Origin of the sequence: Rhizobium sp. BK289, from assembly GCF_014193575.1 — a bacterium.
Lineage (GTDB): Bacteria > Pseudomonadota > Alphaproteobacteria > Rhizobiales > Rhizobiaceae > Rhizobium > Rhizobium tropici_C.
Genome location: NZ_JACHZO010000015.1, coordinates 71,020 through 89,872, shown reverse-complemented (window position 1 = coordinate 89,872; position 18,853 = coordinate 71,020). Strand labels below are relative to the sequence as shown.

The window sequence follows — 18,853 nt, the reverse complement described above, 5'->3', positions numbered from 1 at the left end:
TGTATTTTCGGCAATGGAGCACCGTACACACTATTCTGTGGCAAGCATGTGTTGCTCTATGCCCGCATCGAACTGCAGGCGCGCAAGCTTGGCATAGATGCCGCCGTGGCGGATCAGGCTCTGATGCGTGCCTTCCTCGACGATACGGCCCTGATCCAACACCAGAATGCGGTCGGCCTTCAGCACGGTTGCCAGGCGGTGGGCGATGACGAGGGTGGTGCGTGTTTCCATGAGGCCTTCCAGGGCCTTTTGCACCAGGGTTTCGCTTTCCGCATCAAGGGCGGACGTCGCCTCGTCGAGTAGCAGGATCGGCGCATTCTTCAGGATGGCGCGGGCGATGGCGATGCGTTGCCGCTGGCCGCCTGAAAGCGTTACGCCGCGCTCGCCGACTTGCGTGTCGTAGCCCTGTTCCAGACGCGAGACGAATTCGTCGGCCTGTGCGGCGATGGCGGCGGCGCGCACTTCCTCGCGAGAGGCATCCGGGCGGCCGAAAGCGATGTTGTCATGGATGGAGGCTGCAAAGATCGTCGTCTCTTGCGGCACGATGGCGATGCGCTCGCGCAAGGCGTCCGGCAAAACATCCCGAGCGTCGATGCCATCTATGGCAACACCGCCCTTCTGCGGATCATAAAAGCGCAGCAGCAGCGAAAAGATCGTGCTCTTGCCGGCTCCGGACGCGCCGACGATCGCGACCGTCTCTCCCGGCTTCACGGAGAAGGAGAGCCCATGCAGCGCCGATCTGTTCGGTCGCGACGGGTAGGAGAAGTGGACGTCGGAAAAATCCACGCGGCCCTGGGGCGGCTGCGGCAAGGGGAGGGGATTGGCCGGAGCTGCGATCGGCGATACCTCTGCAAGGAGCTCGCCCAGGCGATCGGCAGCACCTGCGGCCTGGGACAGCTCGCCCCAGACCTCCGACAGCGAGCCCAGCGAGGAACCAGCGATGACGGAATAAAGGAGGAACTGGCCGAGCGTACCCGCCGACATCGTGCCGGCGAGCACGTTCTGCGCCCCGACCCAGAGAACGGCGACGATGCTGCCGAAAACCATGGCAATGGCGAAGCCCGTCAGCAGCGAACGGGATCTGATCGCCGCGCGTGCCGCCTGATAGGCATCCTCGACCGCGCTGCCATAGCGCCGCGAGGCGGCGATCTCGCCATTATAGGCCTGTATGGTGCGGTTGGCTGCGATGGTCTCGTTGGCATAGGCGGATGCCTGCGCCAGCGTCTCCTGCGCGGCACGCGAGCGCTTGCGCACGGAACGGCCGAAACTGACCAGCGGCAGGACGATGATCGGGATGGCGATCAGGACGATGCTGGAGAGCTTCGGGCTGGTGACGATCATCATGATCACGGCGCCGAGACAGAGGATGAGGTTGCGTAGCGCCACGGAGGCGGTAGCGCCGACCGCGGACTTGATCTGAGTCGTATCGGCCGTCAGGCGCGAGACGATCTCGCCCGACTGGTTGACATCGAAGAAGGAGGGCGACAGTCGCGTGACGTGGTCGAAGACCTCGCGGCGCATGTCGGAGACGATGCGCTCTCCGATGGAGATGACGAAATAATAGCGCAGCGCGCTCGCCGCGGCGAGCACAAGGGCCATGCCCAGGATCGCAATGAAATAGCTGTCGATCAGTCCACGATCGGCCTGATCGAAGCCGTGGTCGATCATGCGGCGCACGGCGACCGGCAGAGCGAGCGAGGTGACGGCTGCAAGGACGAGCGAAACAAGCGCTCCGGCCGCCATGCCGCGATATCGCCTAAGGTATGGCGCCAGTCGTCCAAGGGGACGGATTGTACTGTTTTTCTTTTCCTCTGCCGGGCCAGTCTCTGACAAGTCGTCTCCAATCCCCATATCAGCAAGGGACTCGACGTTTCGCCCCTTGTTATCGCCGCTGCCTTCATGTATAGGCACGCCATCTTAATTGGAAGCCGTGGCCTTTAACGGACTGCGGCTTCATTTATTCAATCGGTTCGGTTGCCGCAATGCCTTGCGACAAATGGACCCTGGCATGACAGGAAGATTGTTATGAAGGCCAACATTCATCCCGACTACCACACGATCAAGGTAGTCATGACCGACGGCACCGAATATGAAACCCGCTCGACCTGGGGTTCTGAAGGCGCTGTCATGAACCTCGAAATCGACAGCAAGTCCCATCCGGCTTGGACCGGCGGTAACCAGCAGATGATGGACCGTGCCGGCCGCGTTTCGAAGTTCAACAAGCGCTTCGGCGGTCTCGGCATCTAATCGCTCTGCGATGTGCCGTTTGAAAAGAGCCCGGTTTTGCCGGGCTTTTTTGCGTTGATACAGAGCCTCGCACCCTCATCGCACGCGCCGCAGGTAATCTGCGCGGTCGAACGGGTTTGCTGCTGCGCGCTCCCGAACGCGGTGCGGACCCGATAGCGGTGCATAATGATCGAAGGCGTGATCCAGGACACCCGCTCCGGCCGACAATCCCGGCAACTGCCTTTGAATGGCTTGGATCATGGATGATGCCACGATGCCTTCCAGCCGTGCCAGCCCACCGTCGATCAACGATTTTTTCACCGATGCCCCGGATTTTGCCAGCAAGCTATGCACGCCGGTCAGCGCCGTCGCTGGTATCTCGATATGAAAGTGCTCGATGGGCTCGCACAGGATCGTGCGCGCGGACGAAAGCGCCGATGCCAGCACCAGCGGCGTCAGCTTGCGGAAGTCCACCGCCGTCGTGGCCGGCGAGCTTTGACGCGCCGCCGTGATGGCGACGTGGCAATCGATTACTTGCCATCCGAAAAGTCCTTCTTTCAATGTTTCGAACGTGGCTTCCTCGACGGCCCGGTAGAAGCTTGCCGGCATCTGGCCGACGTCCACTTCCAGGGCAAAGCTGTTGCCGGTGCCTTCCGGCCGTGGCTCGACGCGCAATCCCACGGTTGCGAGAAACGGATTGGGTTCCCTGAATATATGCTCAACCGCGCTCCCCGTTCCGACCGGCCTTTCGACATAGATGACGGTGCTTTCCTCGAAGGCGATGTCCAGGCTGAACTCGTTCGAGAGCGTCGCCTGGATGACCTCTTTCTGCACCTCGCCATAGAGCGAAACGTATATTTCGCCGGTTTCCTCGTTGGAGCGCAGGTTGATGAGCGGATCCTGTTCCGCGAGTTGACCAAGGGCGAGCCAGAGCGCCGCGGTTTCGGAGGGGCGCATCGGGCGGATGCGTGTTTCCAAAGTAGGCGGCGCAAAGTGGCGAAGACCTCCAAGTGACGTCTCGGTGCCGATCCAATCGCCGATGCGGGCATTCGCGAGCCCGCCAACCTTGGCGATCTGCCCCGCGCTGATCTGCGTGACCTTGTCCGCTCGGCCGCTCCGGAAAAGCTGAAGGCTGCTGATCTTTGCCGGGCCGCGAGAAGTTTCGATGTCATCTCGAAGGTTGATCGTGCCCGATGCCAGATAGAGATAGGCGAGCTTCTCGCCGCCCCATCCGCGTTCGATCTTGAAGATCGTTCCGGAAACCGGACCATCAGGATTCGGACGCCGGCTCGGAAGCAAGGTTTCGATTGCCGAGATCAGGGGGGAGATGCCAAGGCCCCGTGTCGCCGCACCGGCAAATGCCGGGTGAATCAGAGATTTTGCCACCTGATCGACGAGGGCGCGCTTCAGCCTTTGTCTCGTCAGGCGCTCCGGATGAAGCACGCAATCGGCCAGCATGGCGTCGTCGTTGACTGTAAGCGCTTCACATAGGTGCGAGAAATGAGGATTGCTTCCAATATCTGCGGCTTCCACGACAGCGAGCCTGCCGCCGGCATTGCGGACATCCGACATCGTAACCGGGCGAACCGCCAGCTGGGTCGCAAGATCCTTGAGAACGTCATCGTAACGCGCGCCGAGGCGATCGATCTTGTTGATGAAGAACAGGAAGGGGATGCCCAGGCGCCGCAATGCGCGGACGAGCACGCGCGTCTGCGGCTGCACGCCCTCCACCGCCGAAACGACGACCACGGCCGCATCGAGCAATTGTAGGATCCGTTCGATCTCGGCGATGAAGTCCGGATGGCCTGGTGTGTCGATGAGGTTCACCGTCACATCGCCGATGGCAAAGGAAACCACCGCCGCGGCAATGGTGATGCCGCGTTGTTTTTCGAGTTCGAGACTGTCGGTCTGCGTATTGCCGGCATCGACACTGCCGAGTTTGTCGATTATGCCGGTGTCGAAAAGGAGTCGCTCCGTGAGGCTAGTCTTGCCTGCGTCTACATGGGCGAGAATGCCCAGATTCAATGTGCGCATAGTCCATCATCTTCTCAGAATTTCGGATTTGATTTTCGTGAGAAGTGAGTCGGCGCATTGGGTCCTCCACGCACATCGATATCGGCTTGCCAGCCTTTCGTATGAGAAAGACTGGCACTTCTTTTTACAGATGTTTCGCGGAATCCGTCAACCTTTGCCCGGTTTCTACTCTGGGCTTAACTTTGCGTGCAGTTTTTCCGGGTGTGGAATAGCCGCCAAAACGAAACCGGCCGCGCCAGGCGCGACCGGTTCAAACTCATAACCGACAGTTCGAGTAGCTCAGTTGCCGCCGAAGGCAGTCTGCAGCAGGGTCAGCTGTGCTTTGACGCTGTTCTGGTTATCGGGAACCATCGCAGTCTCGGTCGGGCGATAGATCTCGCGGTCGAGCAGGGCGACGCGGTTCTGCAGGCGCAGCGAACGCTCGACCAGATCGCGGAAAGCTTCCGGCAGATCGTTCCAGCCCGGAGCGCTGCGGTCGACATTGAAGCCGTCGAGACGAACCTTGTTCTTTTCGGCCAGCACCTGGTCGCGTGACATTTCGCCATTGTTGACGGCGCGCTGCAGCAGCAGCCAGGAGGCCATCTGCATGAGGCGGGTGGTCAGCCGCATGGATTCGGCGGCATAGAGCACGGAAGCCATGCGCGGCAGAACCTTGGAGGCGGCGCGGCCCTGGCCGTCGAGATAGCCTGCGGTTTCCTCGACCAGCGACATGCCTTCAGAATAAAGTGCCCTGAACTGCGCCGACGATGCGGCATGGCCAGCAAAGCTGATCGTGTTCAACCCAAGTTCCGACATCGAATAAATCCCTGCTTCACGCAACACTTTTGTTCAGGAAAGCCGGTCAAGTCCCTAAGAGCTTTCGGCATCCGCTTTTATGACTTTAGGATGCTGGTTTTAACTGAAATCCGCAAGGCGATTCTTAAGAAAGGGTTAATCTCCACAGTTTCGATGGAAGCGGTGTTACAAGATGAAAAAAGAAGAGCCGCAAAAGCGGCTCTCAAGGTAAAACAGGGAGAAAAATCAGACCAATTCGCCAAGTGGAGGAACTGTCTGAGTCCAGAGCGAATCTGGATGATCATAGTAATATGTCGTAAAGCTTAACATTCGGTTGAGCATGTATTGATTCCGGGCTCGGCCGTACGGATTTCATGCTGTCGCCACGCGCCTGGAACAAGGGCTTCAGAAACGGAAGAGGCTCTCCGCCGCCTTTCGTCCGGATGCCTTGGTTTCGATTTCCTCTTGCAGCCGGGCGATCTCGCCCTCAAGCAATGCTATGCGGTTTTTGAGCTCGTCCACCGATAGCAGCGATAGATCGCTGCCGATTTCATGGGCTGACGGCTGTTGCGGACGATCATCATCGAATAAGCTCATTTCGGCTCCTCCTTTCCCTTTTGGGGGATCAGGTGCCGTAATTTACAGTTATATCGTCCTTTTTTGAAGTCTCGCTCCGCGCGAGCGCCATGCTCTCGGGCGTGATCATCTGCGCATTGGCTGAAGGCATGGTCGTATAGGCGTCGCGATCGCCCGCGGGCTTGGCGGCGCGCATGCGGCTGCGGAAGATCGAATAGGCCGTGATCAGCACATGAGCGATGGCCGTCACGAAGAACAGCGCATAGGGGCCGATGGCGGACATGACCGGTCCGCCGAGCGTCGGGCCGATGATGGTGCCGATGCCGTAAAGCAGCAGCAGGCCACCGGAAACCTTGACGAAATCTTCCGGTGCGGCGAAGTCGTTGGCATGGGCAACCGCGATCGGATAGAGGGTGTTGGCCACCGAGCCATAGATTACCACCATGCCGATGAGGAAGGCGGGACTGCCGGGCTGCACCAGAAAGAGCAGCAGGCCGTCGAGTGCGGCAACGGCGGCCATGCCCGCCAGCACATAGCGTCGGTCGATGCGGTCGGAAAGGCGACCTGCCGGCAGCTGCATGACGGCGCCCGCAAAGATGGTCAAGCTCATCATCAGCGCGATATCGCTTTGGGAAAGGCCGGCATTGGCGCCGAAGACGGCGCCGAGCGTACCATAGGCGCCGTTGGCGATGCCGACGAGGAGGATGCCGATCGAGGCGACGGGCGAATTGCGGTAGAGCGCCTTCAGGTCGAGGCTGACGGCCTTGAGCGGCTGCGGGGAGGCGGCGGTCGACAGCGTCGTCGGCAGCATGGCGACGCAATAGCAGATGCCGCACATCATGAAGAGGATGGGCGTGTGGATGTCGGCAAAGGGCACCATCATCTGGCCGGCAACGGCGCCGATGAGGGTGATGCCGATATAGAGCGAGAAGATCGCGCCGCGGCTCTCATTGGTGGCGCGCTCATTGAGCCAGCTTTCGATGATCATCGAGGTGCCGGCGGTGCAGAAGCCGGTGACGGCGCGCAGCGCCACCCACCAGATCGGGTCGACGATAATGCCGGTCAACAGCGCGATGATGGCGATAACGGAGATGAAGCCCGAAAAGGCGCGAACATGGCCGATGCGCCTTACCAGCTTCGGCGCAGTCAGGCAGCCGAGCACGAAGCCGGTGGCCCAGGTCGTACCGAGCAGACCGAGCGTCGTGGTCGCATAGCCTTCGGCGGTGCCGCGTACGGGCAGCAGCAGGCTGTGCAGGCCGTTTCCCGTGAAGAGGAAGAGCGTGCCGAACAGCAGAGCGAGTACGGGCAAAATATTTCTTTTCATGCTCCCCACCTTCGTGCGGCTCCGCTTAAGGAACCGATAAGACAGGATCCCGCCCTGTCTGTTTTCAGTATTGATTGTGTCCCGGATTGCCGCTATCGGCCTGTAGAAACAGTCTGTTGGCGCGGAAAGATGTCCGTCCTGTGGCGATTACAGCATGAACGCGAAAGCTATGCAGCGGTTTTTGGTCGCGGCGGCTCTCACTCTTGCGAAAATGGGGAAAAAGAGCGTGACAAAAGCCATAGCGGTGCTGCTTCTGCTCGCCATGGCGGTGCACATCATCAAGCCCCTGGGGCTGCCGGGACTGAAGCGCAGGGCTGATTTCTGGAAGATCGCCATCTTCGCCTTTGCCATCTGGACAGTGGCGTTGGTCATCAATGAAGTATTTTAGGGCGCTGCAGGGCTGGATTCGGGCTTTCGGCGGGCCGCTCGTGGCAGCCTAAAGCAGGACCTCGCCGCGCATGACGCGGACGCTGCTGCCGGACAGCAAGACTTCATTTACCGTGCCGGCAGTTTTCTTGACCTCGACGCCGATGAGGCTGCGTCTTCCCATCTCCACGCCCTGCTCGATGGTGATCTTCACGTCCGCATCCCGGGCCGGCAGCAGTGAGGTGAGGTAGGCGCCGAGGGCGGCGGAGGCGCTGCCAGTCGCCGGGTCCTCCGTCACATTGTCGAGCGGCGCAAACATGCGGGCGCGGATTTGCCACGGATTTTCAGCTGAACGCAGGTAGAGAAAGAGCGAGAAGCCGGTCTTGTCTTCTTTGTGCCGCGCGGCCGCTTCGGCAAAAACAGCCGCGTTCGGCCTTGCCTTTCCAAGCGCCTCGAGACTGTCCAGTTCGGCAAAGGCAAAGGGCAGCCCAACGGAGGCGAAGGTCGGGGCATGCGTGGTTTTACGGATCGATCGCGGATCGATCTGGACGCAACGCGCAATCAAGTCATCGGCAATCGTTTCGCCGATCGTCAGGCTCGCCGGCGCGCGTATGCTTGTGCTTGTAACGGCGCCATCGGTGCGCAAGAGCGTCACCTCCACCAGGCCGGCATCCTCCTCGAAGGTCAGCCTGTCACCTGTGGGCTTTCCGAAGATCCCCTGCTGCTGGCCGAGAACGAAGGCGGTGCCTACATTCGGGTGGCCGGCAAAGGGAATCTCAGCCGTCGGGGTGAAGATGCGAACGCGCGCAGTGTGATCGGGCTTTTCGGGCGGCAGCACGAAGGTCGTTTCTGAATAACCGAACTCGGCTGCGATCTTCTGCATGGCCTCGCTGCTGAGACCACGGGCATCGGGGATGACGGCCAGCGGATTGCCGACGAAACGCTCCGATGTGAAGACGTCGACGGTAACATAGGCAACAGTGTTCATGGCAGCCCCCAGAGCTTCGGTAGATCTGTGAGGATTTAGCCGCTGGCCGGCTGGTGCTGGAAGTGCGAACTTGTGCCGGTGACAACTTCACCAGCGGTCACCATTGAAGGTCTGGCTTCCGTATCAGCTTTAAGGCCCCATCACGGCGATTGCTTTAATTGCTCTGGAACTGCTTGAGCACGCTGGACCAGAGCTCGACCAGCTCGGCACTGCCCGTATCGCCGGGCTTCGCACGTACAGCCGTGTGAACGAGAACCAGATGTGTTGTCGGATCGACGAGAATGCGCTGGCCGGCTCGTCCGTCCAGAAAGAACGTTCTGCGCGGGCCGGGCATCAGCCAGGTTTGATAGCCGTAGCCCCATGGGTTCGTCTCATGATTGACTGCGAGGAACGAGCCCTGCTTGACCGGCTGCGTCGCATCGAGCAGCCACTGGCGGGGTATGATCTGCCGGCCGTTCAAGGTGCCGTCATGGGCGAGCAGCATGCCGAAGCGGGCATAGTCGCGAAGTGTCGCGCTGAAACAGCAGTAGCCGACTTCCTGGCCTGTCTTGTCGACCTGCCAGTTCGCGCTGGCTTCCGCACCCATCGGCTGCCAGATGCGGGTCTGCAGATAGTCCGCCATGCTCATGTGAGTGGCGTGGGTGAGGACGAGGCTCAGTCCTTCGGTATCGAGATTGCTGTAGTGCCAGACCGTATCCGGAGGCGCGACCCGCTTGTTGAAGCGGGATATGGCTGTAATGGGGTCGAGCTTTTCCGGGCCAAGTAGTGAATTGCTGAGATGAATATTGTCGTCGGGGTTGCCGAAGTTCTCGGTGAAGGCAATGCCGGAGGCCATGCGCAGCAATGCGCGGATCGGCGTGGCGCCCATCTCCGTGCCTTTCAGCTCCGGCACATAGGTTTCAACCGTATCGTCGATCGAATGAATGGCGCCCTCGGAAATCGCAATCCCGATCATCATGCCTGTCAACGTCTTCGCCAGGGATTGCGAAACGAAGCGGTCGTGATCGTTGCGGCCGTATTGATAATGTTCGAACAGGATCGTGTCGTCGTGTGCAATCAGCAATCCCGTGGTGGGATTGGTGTCCAGATACTTCGACAACGAAGCAACTTCCGTGCCGAAGGTGAACTTGATTGAAAGTTCGGAAGGGGCTCGAAGTAATGGCAACGGGTGCTCGGCGGCTGCGATCGTGTGCGTTGGTGCGAGCTGATCGGCGTGACTGAAGTTGCCGATCATGTTCTTTTGTTCGCTCAGCGGCAGACCGACGGGATAGCCGAGTTTCTCGCCGTAGGCCTCTGCGTCTGGCCCGGTCGGTGAGAAGACGGGAACAGCCGACTGAAATTGCTGGGCGCGAGAAATGTTTATTTGTGCAACTAATACTACAGCAAGAACAGCAACAAAGCTACGCCAAGCAAGCATATGGCAACCCCTCTATTTGGCCCGTTTATTACAAGTGGGACAACCAGTGCCGCGTTTTCGTAACATCCATTTGACATGGTTTGTTTTCCGATATCACGGCAAGCCTATTCTTGTCATTGGGACAGATGTGACTTGCTCTGTTCTGAACGTCCGGCTGGATATTCCTCGAAAGCAAAAAACCCCGATCGCATCGCGATCGGGGTTTTTCGTTCATTCGAATACTCAAGCGGTTCAGCTTTTCACAGCGTCATCGAACTGCTCTATCCCATTGTTTCCACGCAATTCCGGGAAAATTGCAGTGCACTTTCCCCGGAATTGCTCCAGCTGATATCAAGCAGCCTGTTCGCGATCCTTCGTCCAGCTGCCCTTGGCGGCGAGATAGTTCATCTCGGCGCGATGGGTAAAGGCGCGCTGGCCGGCTGCGACGTTCTCGGCCTTGCCGCCCCAGGCCTTCAGCGCGCTGTCCTGCAGGGCGCGGCCGTAGGAGAAGGTCACGTGCCAGGGCAGATCGTAACCGGAGTTGATCGCGGAGAGATGGGCGGTTGCCTCTTCCGTCGACTGGCCGCCGGAGAGGAAGGCGATGCCGGGAACGGCTGACGGAACGGTTTCCTTCAGTACCTTAACAGTGCGTTCGGCGACCTGCTCGACGGAGGCCTTGCGGACCTTCTTGCCGTCGATGACCATGCTCGGCTTCAGGATCATGCCTTCGAGCTTGATGCGGGCTTCTGCGAGCTCCTGGAAGACGATCTGCAGCGTCCAGCGGGTGACTTCCTCGCTGCGGTCGAGGCTCTGCGTGCCGGGTTCGCCATCCATCAGCACTTCCGGCTCGACGATCGGGACGATCTTGGCCTGCTGGCAAAGAGCGGCATAACGGGCGAGCGCGTGGGCGTTGGCCTTGATGGCGCCATAGGTCGGCAGCGTATCGGAAACGGCGATCACGCCGCGCCACTTGGCGAAGCGGGCGCCGGCTTCATAATATTTCGCCAGGCGGTCGGCGAGGCCGTCGAGGCCTTCGGTGACGGTTTCGCCGGGGAAGGCGGCGAGCGGCTTGGCGCCGACATCGACCTTGATACCGGGAATGCTGTCTGCAGCCTTGATGATATCGACGAAGGGGGTGCCGTCCGCTGCCTTCTGGAAGAGGGTTTCCTCATAGAGGATGACGCCGGAGATGTACTTCTTCATGGCGTCGTCGGAGCGGAAGAGCATTTCGCGATAGTCGCGGCGGCTCTCTTCCGTTGATACGAGAGAGATGGCGTCGAAGCGCTTCTTGATCGTGGCGGTGGATTCGTCCGCCGCCAGGAGGCCCTTGCCACCAGCAACCATCTTTACGGCAATGTCTTCAATTCGTTCGCTCATTTTGTTTCTCCAAGGCGATTTCAATCGGCGACAGGATCAATATAGATCGGCGATAACAGAAGTGTAGAAGGAGGGAAATGGCTGGCTAACTAATTGAAACGATTGAAATGATTTCAACCGTTTGAAAGTTTTAGACGCTATCCTAGCACTCATGGAAAAGCCGCGAAAGCTTTAGCTTTCGCGGCTTTGATCAATCATCGCGAAGAGGTTTTCTTACTTGCCGTTCTGCAGAACGGCGACGCCGGGAAGAACCTTGCCTTCCATCCATTCGAGGAAGGCGCCGCCGGCCGTCGAGACATAGGTGAAGTCGTCGGCAACGCCGGCGTGGTTGAGTGCCGAGACGGTGTCACCCCCGCCGGCGACCGAGGTCAGCTTGCCGGCCTTGGTGCACTCGGCAGCATATTTGGCGACCGCGACGGTGGCGGCATCGAAGGGAGCGATTTCGAAGGCGCCGAGCGGGCCGTTCCAGACCAGCGTCGTGGCGCGGCCGATCCAGCCATTGACGGCTTCGACCGACTTCGGGCCGACATCGAGCACCATGGCATCGGCGGGGATGGCGTCGATCGCCACGACATCGTTATCGGCTCCGGCCTTGAATTCGCGCGCGATGACGCCGTCTTCCGGCAGAACGATCGCGCAGCCGGCCGTGGCGGCTTCGATCATGATCTGCTTGGCGGTGTCGGCGAGATCGTGTTCGCAGAGCGACTTGCCGACATTGGTGCCGCGCGCGGCGAGGAAGGTGTTGGCCATGCCGCCGCCGATGACAAGCGCATCGACCTTCTTCACCAGGTTCGTCAGAAGGTCGATCTTGGTGGAAACCTTGGCGCCGCCAACAATGGCGACAACCGGGCGGACCGGATTGCCAAGACCCTTCTCCAGGGCTTCGAGCTCCGCTTGCATCGTGCGGCCCGCATAGGCCGGCAGCAGGTGGGCGAGGCCTTCCGTGGAAGAGTGGGCGCGGTGCGCGGCCGAGAAGGCATCGTTGACATAGATATCGCCATTGGCGGCGAGGGCCTTGGTGAAGGTTGCGTCGTTCTTTTCCTCTTCCTTGTGGAAGCGGGTGTTTTCCAGCAGCAGGATGTCGCCATTGTTCATCTTGGCAACGGCGTCGGCGGCCGGAGCGCCGATGCAGTCGGAGGCGAAGAGAACGGCGTGGTCCAGAACTTCCTCCACGGCGGGCACAATCAGTCCGAGGGACAGATCCGGGGAGGGGCCATCCTTCGGGCGGCCGAAATGGGCAAGCAGAATGACCTTGGCACCCTTTTCCGACAGTTCGAGAATCGTCGGAGCGACACGTTCGATGCGGGTCGCATCGGTGACCTTGCCATCCTTGACCGGCACGTTGAGGTCGACGCGCACGAGCACGCGCTTGCCGGTGATGTCGGTGAGATCGTCGAGAGTTTTGAAGGCTGCCATGGGAGGATCCAATGTTGTTGGTGGCGAAAAGTGCGCCGACCATACTACGGATGATCGGAGACGCAAGGCCATTCAGGCGTCGTTTTTTCCGGCATTTGAATCGTTTGAAACGCTTGCTTCCGGGTGTTCCCGACGCCTCTGCAGGTGAACGCGGATGCTCTTAAAAATATCGTGGAGATTGATGAAGATCGGCATCAGAACAGGCGGCTCCACCGCTTCGAGCGACATGCCGACCGACTGGATGTGGTCGTTCTCGTCGAGATCGCGGACGATCAGAATGATCTCGCCCAGGCGAACGCGATCCGCATAGTCGGCCTTGCCACCCAGGCGATGGCGCATGAGTTCAGCGATGGTAAGCCCCTTCTCCTGTTCGCTCAGCAGGCCCGGCCCATAGGCGGCATCGAGATCGGCGGCGGGGCGCAGCGGCGAGATCGAGAAGGCGCCGAAGAACTCGGCATCGTCGGGATCGACCGGGGCGCGGCTGGCAAAGAGGCGGTCGAGAAGCCGGGAATAATTGGGCGAGATGAAGAGATAGACGATATCGTTTTCGCGCAGGCGACCGGCATATTGATAGCGCATGGATTTGCCGTCGCGCACGACGAGCGAAGGCATGGCCCAGCGCGGTATGCGTTCGCCGCGCAGGACCGGGCTGTCCTTTACGACACGATAGGAGAGGAGTTCGTGGTTGACGGTGCCGGGCAGGTCGACCTCGACCTTGTCGATCGCTCCCATGCGCGGGGGAACGATGAGGCCGAGGCGGCGCGCCATGGGTTTGATGGTCCAGCCCTGTACGAGCAGCGACACCAGCACGACGATGAAGGCGACGTTGAAATAGGTCTGGCCTGATTGCAGGTTGCCGAGGATGGGCATGATGGCCAGCAAGATGGAGACCGCGCCGCGCAAGCCGACCCAGGCGACGAAGCCGGTCTCGCGCTGGGTGTAATCGAAGGGCAGCAGGCAGAGCCACACGGCGATCGGTCGGGCAATGAAGATCAGGAAAAGAGCCAACGCCGCGGCGGGTATGGCAATGGCCGGAAATTGCGACGGCGTGGCGAGCAGGCCGAGAACGAGGAACATGATGATCTGCGCCAGCCAGGTCATGCCGTCCTGGAAGCGCTTGATCGAGGCTGAGGCCGGCATCTTGCGATTGCCGGCGTAAATGCCGGCGACATAGACGGCCAGGAAACCGCTGCCGCCGACAGCGCCGGTGAAGGAGAAGACGAGGAGCGCCAGAGCCAGCACGAAGATCGGCGTCAGGCCGCGATCGGTTTCCAGCCGGCTGACGATGAGCACGATCATCATGCCGCCGAGCAGGCCAAGGACGACGCCAAGCCCCATCTGCTGGATGAAGGTGGCGAGCATGGCGAGATTGATGCCGGCATAGCCTTCGCCGCTTGCGAGCAACTCGACCAGGGCGAGCGTCAGGAAGATCGCCATCGGATCGTTGGTGCCGGATTCGACTTCGAGTGTCGAGCGAACCTTGTCGCGGATATTGATGCCGCCGATGCGGAGCAGGAAGAAGACGGCCGCGGCGTCCGTCGAAGCGACAATAGAGCCGAGCAGCAGCCCCTGCAGCCAGGTAAAGCCGAGCAGCCAGGTGGCGGCAAGGCCGAACAGCGCCGCCGTCGCGATGACGCCGACGGAGGCGATGGTCAGCGCCGGTGCCGCGGCAAGCTTGAAGGCCTGGATCGGCGTGCCGTAGCCGGAATCGAAGAGGATGATGGCAAGAGCCAGCGAGCCGAGAATATAGGCGAGATAATTGTTGGAGAATTCGATGCCGAGCCCGTCGGTGCCGGCGGCAAGCCCGATCATCAGGAAAAGCAGCAGCAAGGGTGCGCCGAAGCGGAAGGCGAGGAGGCTGGAAAAGGCCGCAATGAGAACAAGGACCGTGCCGACCAGCACGATGACGTAAAATGCCTCCACCTTGTCTTCCCCTTTCCCTGCGCCGCTGGGCCAAAAGCCCGGAATGCGGAAGTCCCTTCGTCATCCCATCATGCAGTCTTGCCGGTCATATTGGCAAATATGGCCTCATTCAGAGGAGAGCTTTACGACTGAAGCCCACTCTGACGGTTGCGACGGCGTGGTGTGATGCGCTTTTGCCAGAACGGCGAAGCGGCTTGGAATGCCTGGGAGACGTCCTGTCCAAAATTTATTGGTAAATCTGGACCATAGCAGGGCAGGGAGAACAAAGATTGAGGCGTTTTGAAGGGCAATTGCGGTTGGGGTTGCTGAAACCCCGAGAATGCATTTCGAAAGCGACCACAGGTGGCGAGTGAAGTGCTCACGGTGCCTTATGACTACCGAAAGGCTTGTGCGTGGATCCTCGGGTCAAGCCCGAGGATGACGATGCTTGAGAATAGGCCAAAGACACCGCGACTTTGGAGATGTATTTCGCTGATTAACTGCGTGGTGACAGGTGAATTCTTGTCTAAGAAAACTATCGTTTGCCCGGGCCCATCCCCAAAGCCCCGTCATCCTCGGGCTTGACCCGAGGATCCACGCACAAGCGAGCATGATTTCATGCAAGACATGAATGGGTAAGAGCTGTCAGGATGGGCGCAGCTCAAACATCCACGCGCCTGAAATAGATCGGATAATCGATCACCAGCCCATCCTCGTCCACTGGGAGGTCGACGCTGAAATCCCTGTCTTCGGCGGCGTAGCGATAAAGTTTCTCCGGCACGATGCAGGTATAATGCTGGCCGTCGCGCACCGGCTCGAACGTGTCGAATGGGATATAGAGCATGGAAAGCTTGGCGGTTCCGCTTTCCGGCGTCATCTCCAGCCGGCGAATCGGCAGGCTGTTGGTGAAGGGCGAGCCGTAGAGATCGATATCGATGCAGCCGTCGAATTGCGGCAGGGCCACGCCATCCTCGGTACGCCAATGTCCCTTGCCGTCGGAGACCAGCGCGAGACGGCGTCCATCGGTGGCTTCGACGGAGAAGGAAAGAACCGCCCAATGGGTGGAGCAATCGATGCGGTAGTAAACGCCGTAGGGCGTGCCGCCGCGGGCACCAATGATAATGCCGGCGGCGCGGATGGCCGCGGCGCCGGCATGATCGAGAGGGGTGATCGTCAGGTGTTCCAGCCCGTCTCCTTCCATGGGACGCCAGCGGACTGTCGTCGGAAGGAGCGGGCGGAAGGCCATGATCAGATCGTCTTGGCGAAGGCGACGGCCGTGTCGGACATGCGGCTCGAGAAGCCCCATTCGTTGTCATACCAGGACAGGACGCGCACGAAGTTGCCTTCCATGACCTTGGTCTGGTCGGTCGCGAAGATCGACGAGTGGCTGTCATGGTTGAAGTCGCGGGAAACCAGCGGCTCGTCGGTGTAGCCGAGGATGCCCTTGAGCTTGCCGTTCGATGCAGCCTTGATGGCTTCGTTGATTTCACCGACCGTCGTTGCCTTCTTGGCCACGAACTTGAAGTCGACGACCGAGACGTTCGGCGTGGGAACGCGAATCGACGTGCCGTCGAGCTTGCCCTTGAGGTGCGGCAGAACGAGACCGACAGCCTTTGCGGCGCCCGTCGACGTCGGGATCATGGACAGGGCTGCGGCGCGGGCGCGGTACAGGTCCTTGTGCATGGTGTCGAGCGTCGGCTGGTCGCCGGTGTAGGAGTGGATTGTCGTCATGAAGCCATGGTCGATGCCGACGGCGTCATCGAGAACCTTGACCACCGGCACCAGGCAGTTCGTGGTGCAGGACGCATTGGAGATGACCAGGTGCTCCTTGGTGAGCTGGTCATGGTTGACGCCGAAAACGACGGTCAGGTCAGCGCCGTCGGCAGGAGCCGAAACGATGACGCGCTTGGCGCCGGCCGTCAGGTGAGCGGCGGCCTTGTCGCGGGCGGTGAAGATGCCTGTGCATTCCATCGCGATGTCGACGCCGAGATCGCGGTGCGGCAGGGTTGCCGGGTCCTTGATCGCCGTGACCTTGATCGGCTTGCCGCCGCCAACGATGATCGTATCGCCTTCGACCTTCACTTCGGCGGGGAACTTGCCGTGGATGGAATCGTAACGCAGCAGGTGGGCGTTGGTCTCGACCGGGCCGAGATCGTTGATGGCAACGATCTCGATGTCGGTGCGGCCGGATTCGACGATCGCACGCAGGACGTTACGGCCGATGCGGCCAAAGCCGTTGATAGCAACTTTTACAGTCATTGAATGTCACTCCCGTTCACTCAGGGTGTTTATCTATTGGATTTGAGAGCGCTTGTCAGCGCCCTCAGGAAAGCTTTGCCTCAGCGGCGGCGACAACGGCCTCCGTCGTGATGCCGAAGTGCTTGTAGACGTCCTTGTAAGGAGCGGAAGCGCCGAAGCCCTTCATGCCGATAAATGCGCCTTCAGGTCCGATGAAGGCATCCCAGCCTTCGCGAACACCGGCTTCGACGGCAACCTTGACCGGCGAGGTGCCGATGACGTCCTTGCGGTAGGCGTCCGGCTGCTCGAAGAAGAGTTCGGTGCAGGGAACGGAAACGACGCGCGTGGACACGCCCTTGCCTTCGAGCACGGCGCGGGCGGCAACGGCGAGTTCGACTTCGGAGCCCGAAGCGAAGATCGTCACCTTGGCGTCGGCATTGCCGGCCAGCGTGTAGGCGCCGAGTTCGCAGAGGTTCTTCTCGCTATATTCCGTACGGGCGGCCTGCAGGTTCTGGCGGGTCAGCGCGAGACCGGACGGACGGTTCGTCGTCTTGATAGCGATCTGCCAGCATTCGGCCGTTTCAGTTGCGTCCGCCGGGCGGAAGAGCTGGAAGTTCGGGATGGCGCGCAGGCTGGCGACCTGCTCGACCGGCTGGTGGGTCGGGCCGTCTTCGCCGACGCCGATGGAATCATGCGTCAGCACGTGGATGGCGCGGATACCCATCAGGGCAGCGAGGCGGAGCGGCGGACGGCAATAATCCGAGAAGATCAGGAAGCCGCCGCTATAGGGGATGAGACCGCCGTGCAAGGCGATGCCGTTCATGGCAGCGGCCATGCCGTGTTCGCGGATGCCCCAGTGCATGTAACGGCCGGAGAAATCGGTCGGGGTGATCGACTTCATCTGGCTGGTCTTGGTGTTGTTCGACGGCGTCAGGTCGGCCGAACCGCCGAGCGTTTCCGGAATGAAGCCGTTGATGACTTCGAGCGCGTCTTCCGAAGCCTTGCGGGTTGCGACCGTGGGCTTGGTTTCCGCGAGCTTCTTCTTGTAGTCGCTGATGGCGGCGTCGAATCCGGCAGGCAGCTTGTGATCGAAGCGGCGGGTGAATTCGGCCTTCTTGGCCGGGTCGGCTGCGGCAAGGCGGCCTTCCCAGGCTTCGCGGGTGCCGATGGAGCGTTCGCCGGCAGCGCGCCATTCACCGAGGACGTCATTCGGGATGACGAAGGGCTCGTAGGGCCAGTTGAGCGCGACGCGGGTTGCGGCAATTTCCTCGGCGCCGAGCGGCGAGCCATGGACCTTATGGGTACCCTGCTTGTTCGGAGCGCCGAAGCCGATGATCGTCTTGCAGGCGATCAGCGTCGGGCGGTCGGACTGGTGGGCGGCTTCGATGGCGGCGCTGATGGCAGCCTGGTCGTGACCGTCGATTTCGATCGTGTTCCAGTGAACGGCCTTGAAGCGGGCGACCTGGTCGGTGGAGTCCGAAAGCGAGACGGCGCCGTCGATGGTGATGGAGTTGTTGTCCCAGAACAGGATCAGCTTGTTGAGCTTGAGGTGGCCGGCCAGCGCGATCGCCTCATGGCTGATGCCTTCCATCAGGCAGCCGTCGCCGCACATGGCATAGGTGTAGTGATCCTGAAGTTCCGAGCCGAATTCCTCGCGCAGCTTACGCTCTGCGATCGCCATGCCGACCGCATTGGCAATGCCCTGGCCGAGCGGGCCGGTGGTGGTTTCGATGCCGGTGGCGTGACCATATTCCGGATGGCCGGCGGTCTTGGAGCCGAGCTGGCGGAAGCGCTGGAGCTCTTCGACCGTCATGTCGGGATAGCCGGTCAGATAGAGGACCGAATACAGCAGCATCGAACCGTGTCCGGCCGAGAGCACGAAGCGGTCACGGTCAGGCCAAAGCGGGTTCTTCGGATCGAAGCGCAGATATTTGCCAAAGAGAACGGTGGCAACATCAGCCATCCCCATCGGCAAACCGGGGTGACCGGAATTGGCCTTCTCGACAGCATCCATGGCAAGGAAACGGATCGCATTCGCCATCCGGTCGTGTTGTTCGCGAGAGTTCATGGGTTTTTCCGCAGTGTTCCGGGTTCGGGGGATGGCCGCACGCTTGGGAGGGAGGCCATCGGTTGAAAGGCGGATGAAAGCGACACTCTTCCGAACGTCATTTCCAACGTCGCCTCAGGCGGCTGAGACATAGCAGTTAGGGCGAGCAAGTCAACAAATCGAGGGCTC

15 protein-coding genes are annotated in these 18,853 nt (G+C 60.5%); 2 read left to right on the top strand and 13 right to left on the bottom strand.

What is annotated here, in order from left to right:
- Window positions 1-30 precede the first annotated feature (30 nt).
- Complete coding sequence (locus tag FHT84_RS24840) at window positions 31-1,851, bottom strand: ABC transporter transmembrane domain-containing protein (RefSeq protein ID WP_145644512.1); 1,821 nt, start codon at window positions 1,849-1,851, stop codon at window positions 31-33.
- Window positions 1,852-2,025: 174 nt separating this feature from the next.
- Here FHT84_RS24840 and rpmE point away from each other — a divergent pair, with 174 nt between their 5' ends.
- Window positions 2,026-2,247, top strand: a complete 222-nt coding sequence (gene rpmE, locus FHT84_RS24835) for a 50S ribosomal protein L31 (protein WP_034503571.1) — start codon at window positions 2,026-2,028, stop codon at window positions 2,245-2,247.
- A gap of 75 nt (window positions 2,248-2,322) precedes the next feature.
- On the opposite strand, the gene FHT84_RS24830 is transcribed toward rpmE, so the two are convergent.
- From FHT84_RS24830 to FHT84_RS24815, 4 genes are all read right to left on the bottom strand, one after another.
- Window positions 2,323-4,260 (bottom strand): TetM/TetW/TetO/TetS family tetracycline resistance ribosomal protection protein, encoded by a 1,938-nt coding sequence (locus FHT84_RS24830; RefSeq protein WP_145644513.1) that lies wholly within the window; start codon window positions 4,258-4,260, stop codon window positions 2,323-2,325.
- Between the two features lie 279 nt (window positions 4,261-4,539).
- Entirely contained in the window at window positions 4,540-5,055 is a 516-nt protein-coding gene (locus FHT84_RS24825) for a DUF1465 family protein (protein WP_112343370.1), read from the bottom strand.
- Window positions 5,056-5,439: 384 nt separating this feature from the next.
- A complete protein-coding gene (locus FHT84_RS24820) occupies window positions 5,440-5,631 on the bottom strand; it encodes a DUF1192 domain-containing protein (RefSeq protein WP_112343371.1) in 192 nt (63 codons plus the stop codon).
- A 28-nt stretch (window positions 5,632-5,659) separates the two neighbouring features.
- Window positions 5,660-6,934, bottom strand: a complete 1,275-nt coding sequence (locus tag FHT84_RS24815) for an MFS transporter (protein ID WP_112343372.1) — start codon at window positions 6,932-6,934, stop codon at window positions 5,660-5,662.
- Between the two features lie 154 nt (window positions 6,935-7,088).
- Between FHT84_RS24815 and FHT84_RS24810 the strand changes: the two genes are divergently transcribed.
- A complete protein-coding gene (locus FHT84_RS24810; RefSeq protein WP_112343373.1) occupies window positions 7,089-7,322 on the top strand; it encodes a hypothetical protein in 234 nt (77 codons plus the stop codon).
- Window positions 7,323-7,370: 48 nt separating this feature from the next.
- Here the strand turns inward: FHT84_RS24810 and FHT84_RS24805 are convergent, their stop codons facing one another.
- From FHT84_RS24805 to tkt, 8 genes are all read right to left on the bottom strand, one after another.
- Window positions 7,371-8,288, bottom strand: a complete 918-nt coding sequence (locus FHT84_RS24805) for a PhzF family phenazine biosynthesis protein (RefSeq protein WP_113250486.1) — start codon at window positions 8,286-8,288, stop codon at window positions 7,371-7,373.
- Window positions 8,289-8,442: 154 nt separating this feature from the next.
- On the bottom strand, window positions 8,443-9,705 hold the full coding sequence (locus tag FHT84_RS24800) for a serine hydrolase (RefSeq protein WP_145644514.1): 1,263 nt from the start codon (window positions 9,703-9,705) through the stop codon (window positions 8,443-8,445).
- A gap of 330 nt (window positions 9,706-10,035) precedes the next feature.
- Window positions 10,036-11,061 (bottom strand): class I fructose-bisphosphate aldolase, encoded by a 1,026-nt coding sequence (locus FHT84_RS24795; protein WP_112343376.1) that lies wholly within the window; start codon window positions 11,059-11,061, stop codon window positions 10,036-10,038.
- Between the two features lie 213 nt (window positions 11,062-11,274).
- On the bottom strand, window positions 11,275-12,477 hold the full coding sequence (locus tag FHT84_RS24790) for a phosphoglycerate kinase (RefSeq protein ID WP_113250488.1): 1,203 nt from the start codon (window positions 12,475-12,477) through the stop codon (window positions 11,275-11,277).
- 72 nt (window positions 12,478-12,549) lie between these two features.
- Window positions 12,550-14,400, bottom strand: a complete 1,851-nt coding sequence (locus tag FHT84_RS24785) for a potassium/proton antiporter (RefSeq protein ID WP_113250489.1) — start codon at window positions 14,398-14,400, stop codon at window positions 12,550-12,552.
- 640 nt (window positions 14,401-15,040) lie between these two features.
- Window positions 15,041-15,625, bottom strand: a complete 585-nt coding sequence (locus FHT84_RS24780; protein WP_113250490.1) for a putative glycolipid-binding domain-containing protein — start codon at window positions 15,623-15,625, stop codon at window positions 15,041-15,043.
- A gap of 2 nt (window positions 15,626-15,627) precedes the next feature.
- Window positions 15,628-16,638, bottom strand: a complete 1,011-nt coding sequence (gene gap / locus FHT84_RS24775) for a type I glyceraldehyde-3-phosphate dehydrogenase (protein ID WP_112343380.1) — start codon at window positions 16,636-16,638, stop codon at window positions 15,628-15,630.
- A 64-nt stretch (window positions 16,639-16,702) separates the two neighbouring features.
- Window positions 16,703-18,685: a transketolase gene (tkt, locus tag FHT84_RS24770; RefSeq protein ID WP_113250491.1), complete on the bottom strand. Its 1,983-nt coding sequence runs from the start codon at window positions 18,683-18,685 to the stop codon at window positions 16,703-16,705.
- Between the last annotated feature and the right edge of the window lie 168 nt (window positions 18,686-18,853).

Coding starts and splice junctions, on each gene's coding strand:
- FHT84_RS24840 (WP_145644512.1), bottom strand. CDS start 1,851: ATGGGGATTGGAGACGACTTGTCAGAGACTGGCCCGGCAGAGGAAAAG.
- FHT84_RS24815 (WP_112343372.1), bottom strand. CDS start 6,934: ATGAAAAGAAATATTTTGCCCGTACTCGCTCTGCTGTTCGGCACGCTC.
- FHT84_RS24780 (WP_113250490.1), bottom strand. CDS start 15,625: ATGGCCTTCCGCCCGCTCCTTCCGACGACAGTCCGCTGGCGTCCCATG.
- gap (WP_112343380.1), bottom strand. CDS start 16,638: ATGACTGTAAAAGTTGCTATCAACGGCTTTGGCCGCATCGGCCGTAAC.
- FHT84_RS24830 (WP_145644513.1), bottom strand. CDS start 4,260: ATGCGCACATTGAATCTGGGCATTCTCGCCCATGTAGACGCAGGCAAG.
- FHT84_RS24805 (WP_113250486.1), bottom strand. CDS start 8,288: ATGAACACTGTTGCCTATGTTACCGTCGACGTCTTCACATCGGAGCGT.
- FHT84_RS24800 (WP_145644514.1), bottom strand. CDS start 9,705: ATGCTTGCTTGGCGTAGCTTTGTTGCTGTTCTTGCTGTAGTATTAGTT.
- FHT84_RS24825 (WP_112343370.1), bottom strand. CDS start 5,055: ATGTCGGAACTTGGGTTGAACACGATCAGCTTTGCTGGCCATGCCGCA.
- FHT84_RS24790 (WP_113250488.1), bottom strand. CDS start 12,477: ATGGCAGCCTTCAAAACTCTCGACGATCTCACCGACATCACCGGCAAG.
- rpmE (WP_034503571.1), top strand. CDS start 2,026: ATGAAGGCCAACATTCATCCCGACTACCACACGATCAAGGTAGTCATG.
- tkt (WP_113250491.1), bottom strand. CDS start 18,685: ATGAACTCTCGCGAACAACACGACCGGATGGCGAATGCGATCCGTTTC.
- FHT84_RS24810 (WP_112343373.1), top strand. CDS start 7,089: ATGAACGCGAAAGCTATGCAGCGGTTTTTGGTCGCGGCGGCTCTCACT.
- FHT84_RS24795 (WP_112343376.1), bottom strand. CDS start 11,061: ATGAGCGAACGAATTGAAGACATTGCCGTAAAGATGGTTGCTGGTGGC.
- FHT84_RS24820 (WP_112343371.1), bottom strand. CDS start 5,631: ATGAGCTTATTCGATGATGATCGTCCGCAACAGCCGTCAGCCCATGAA.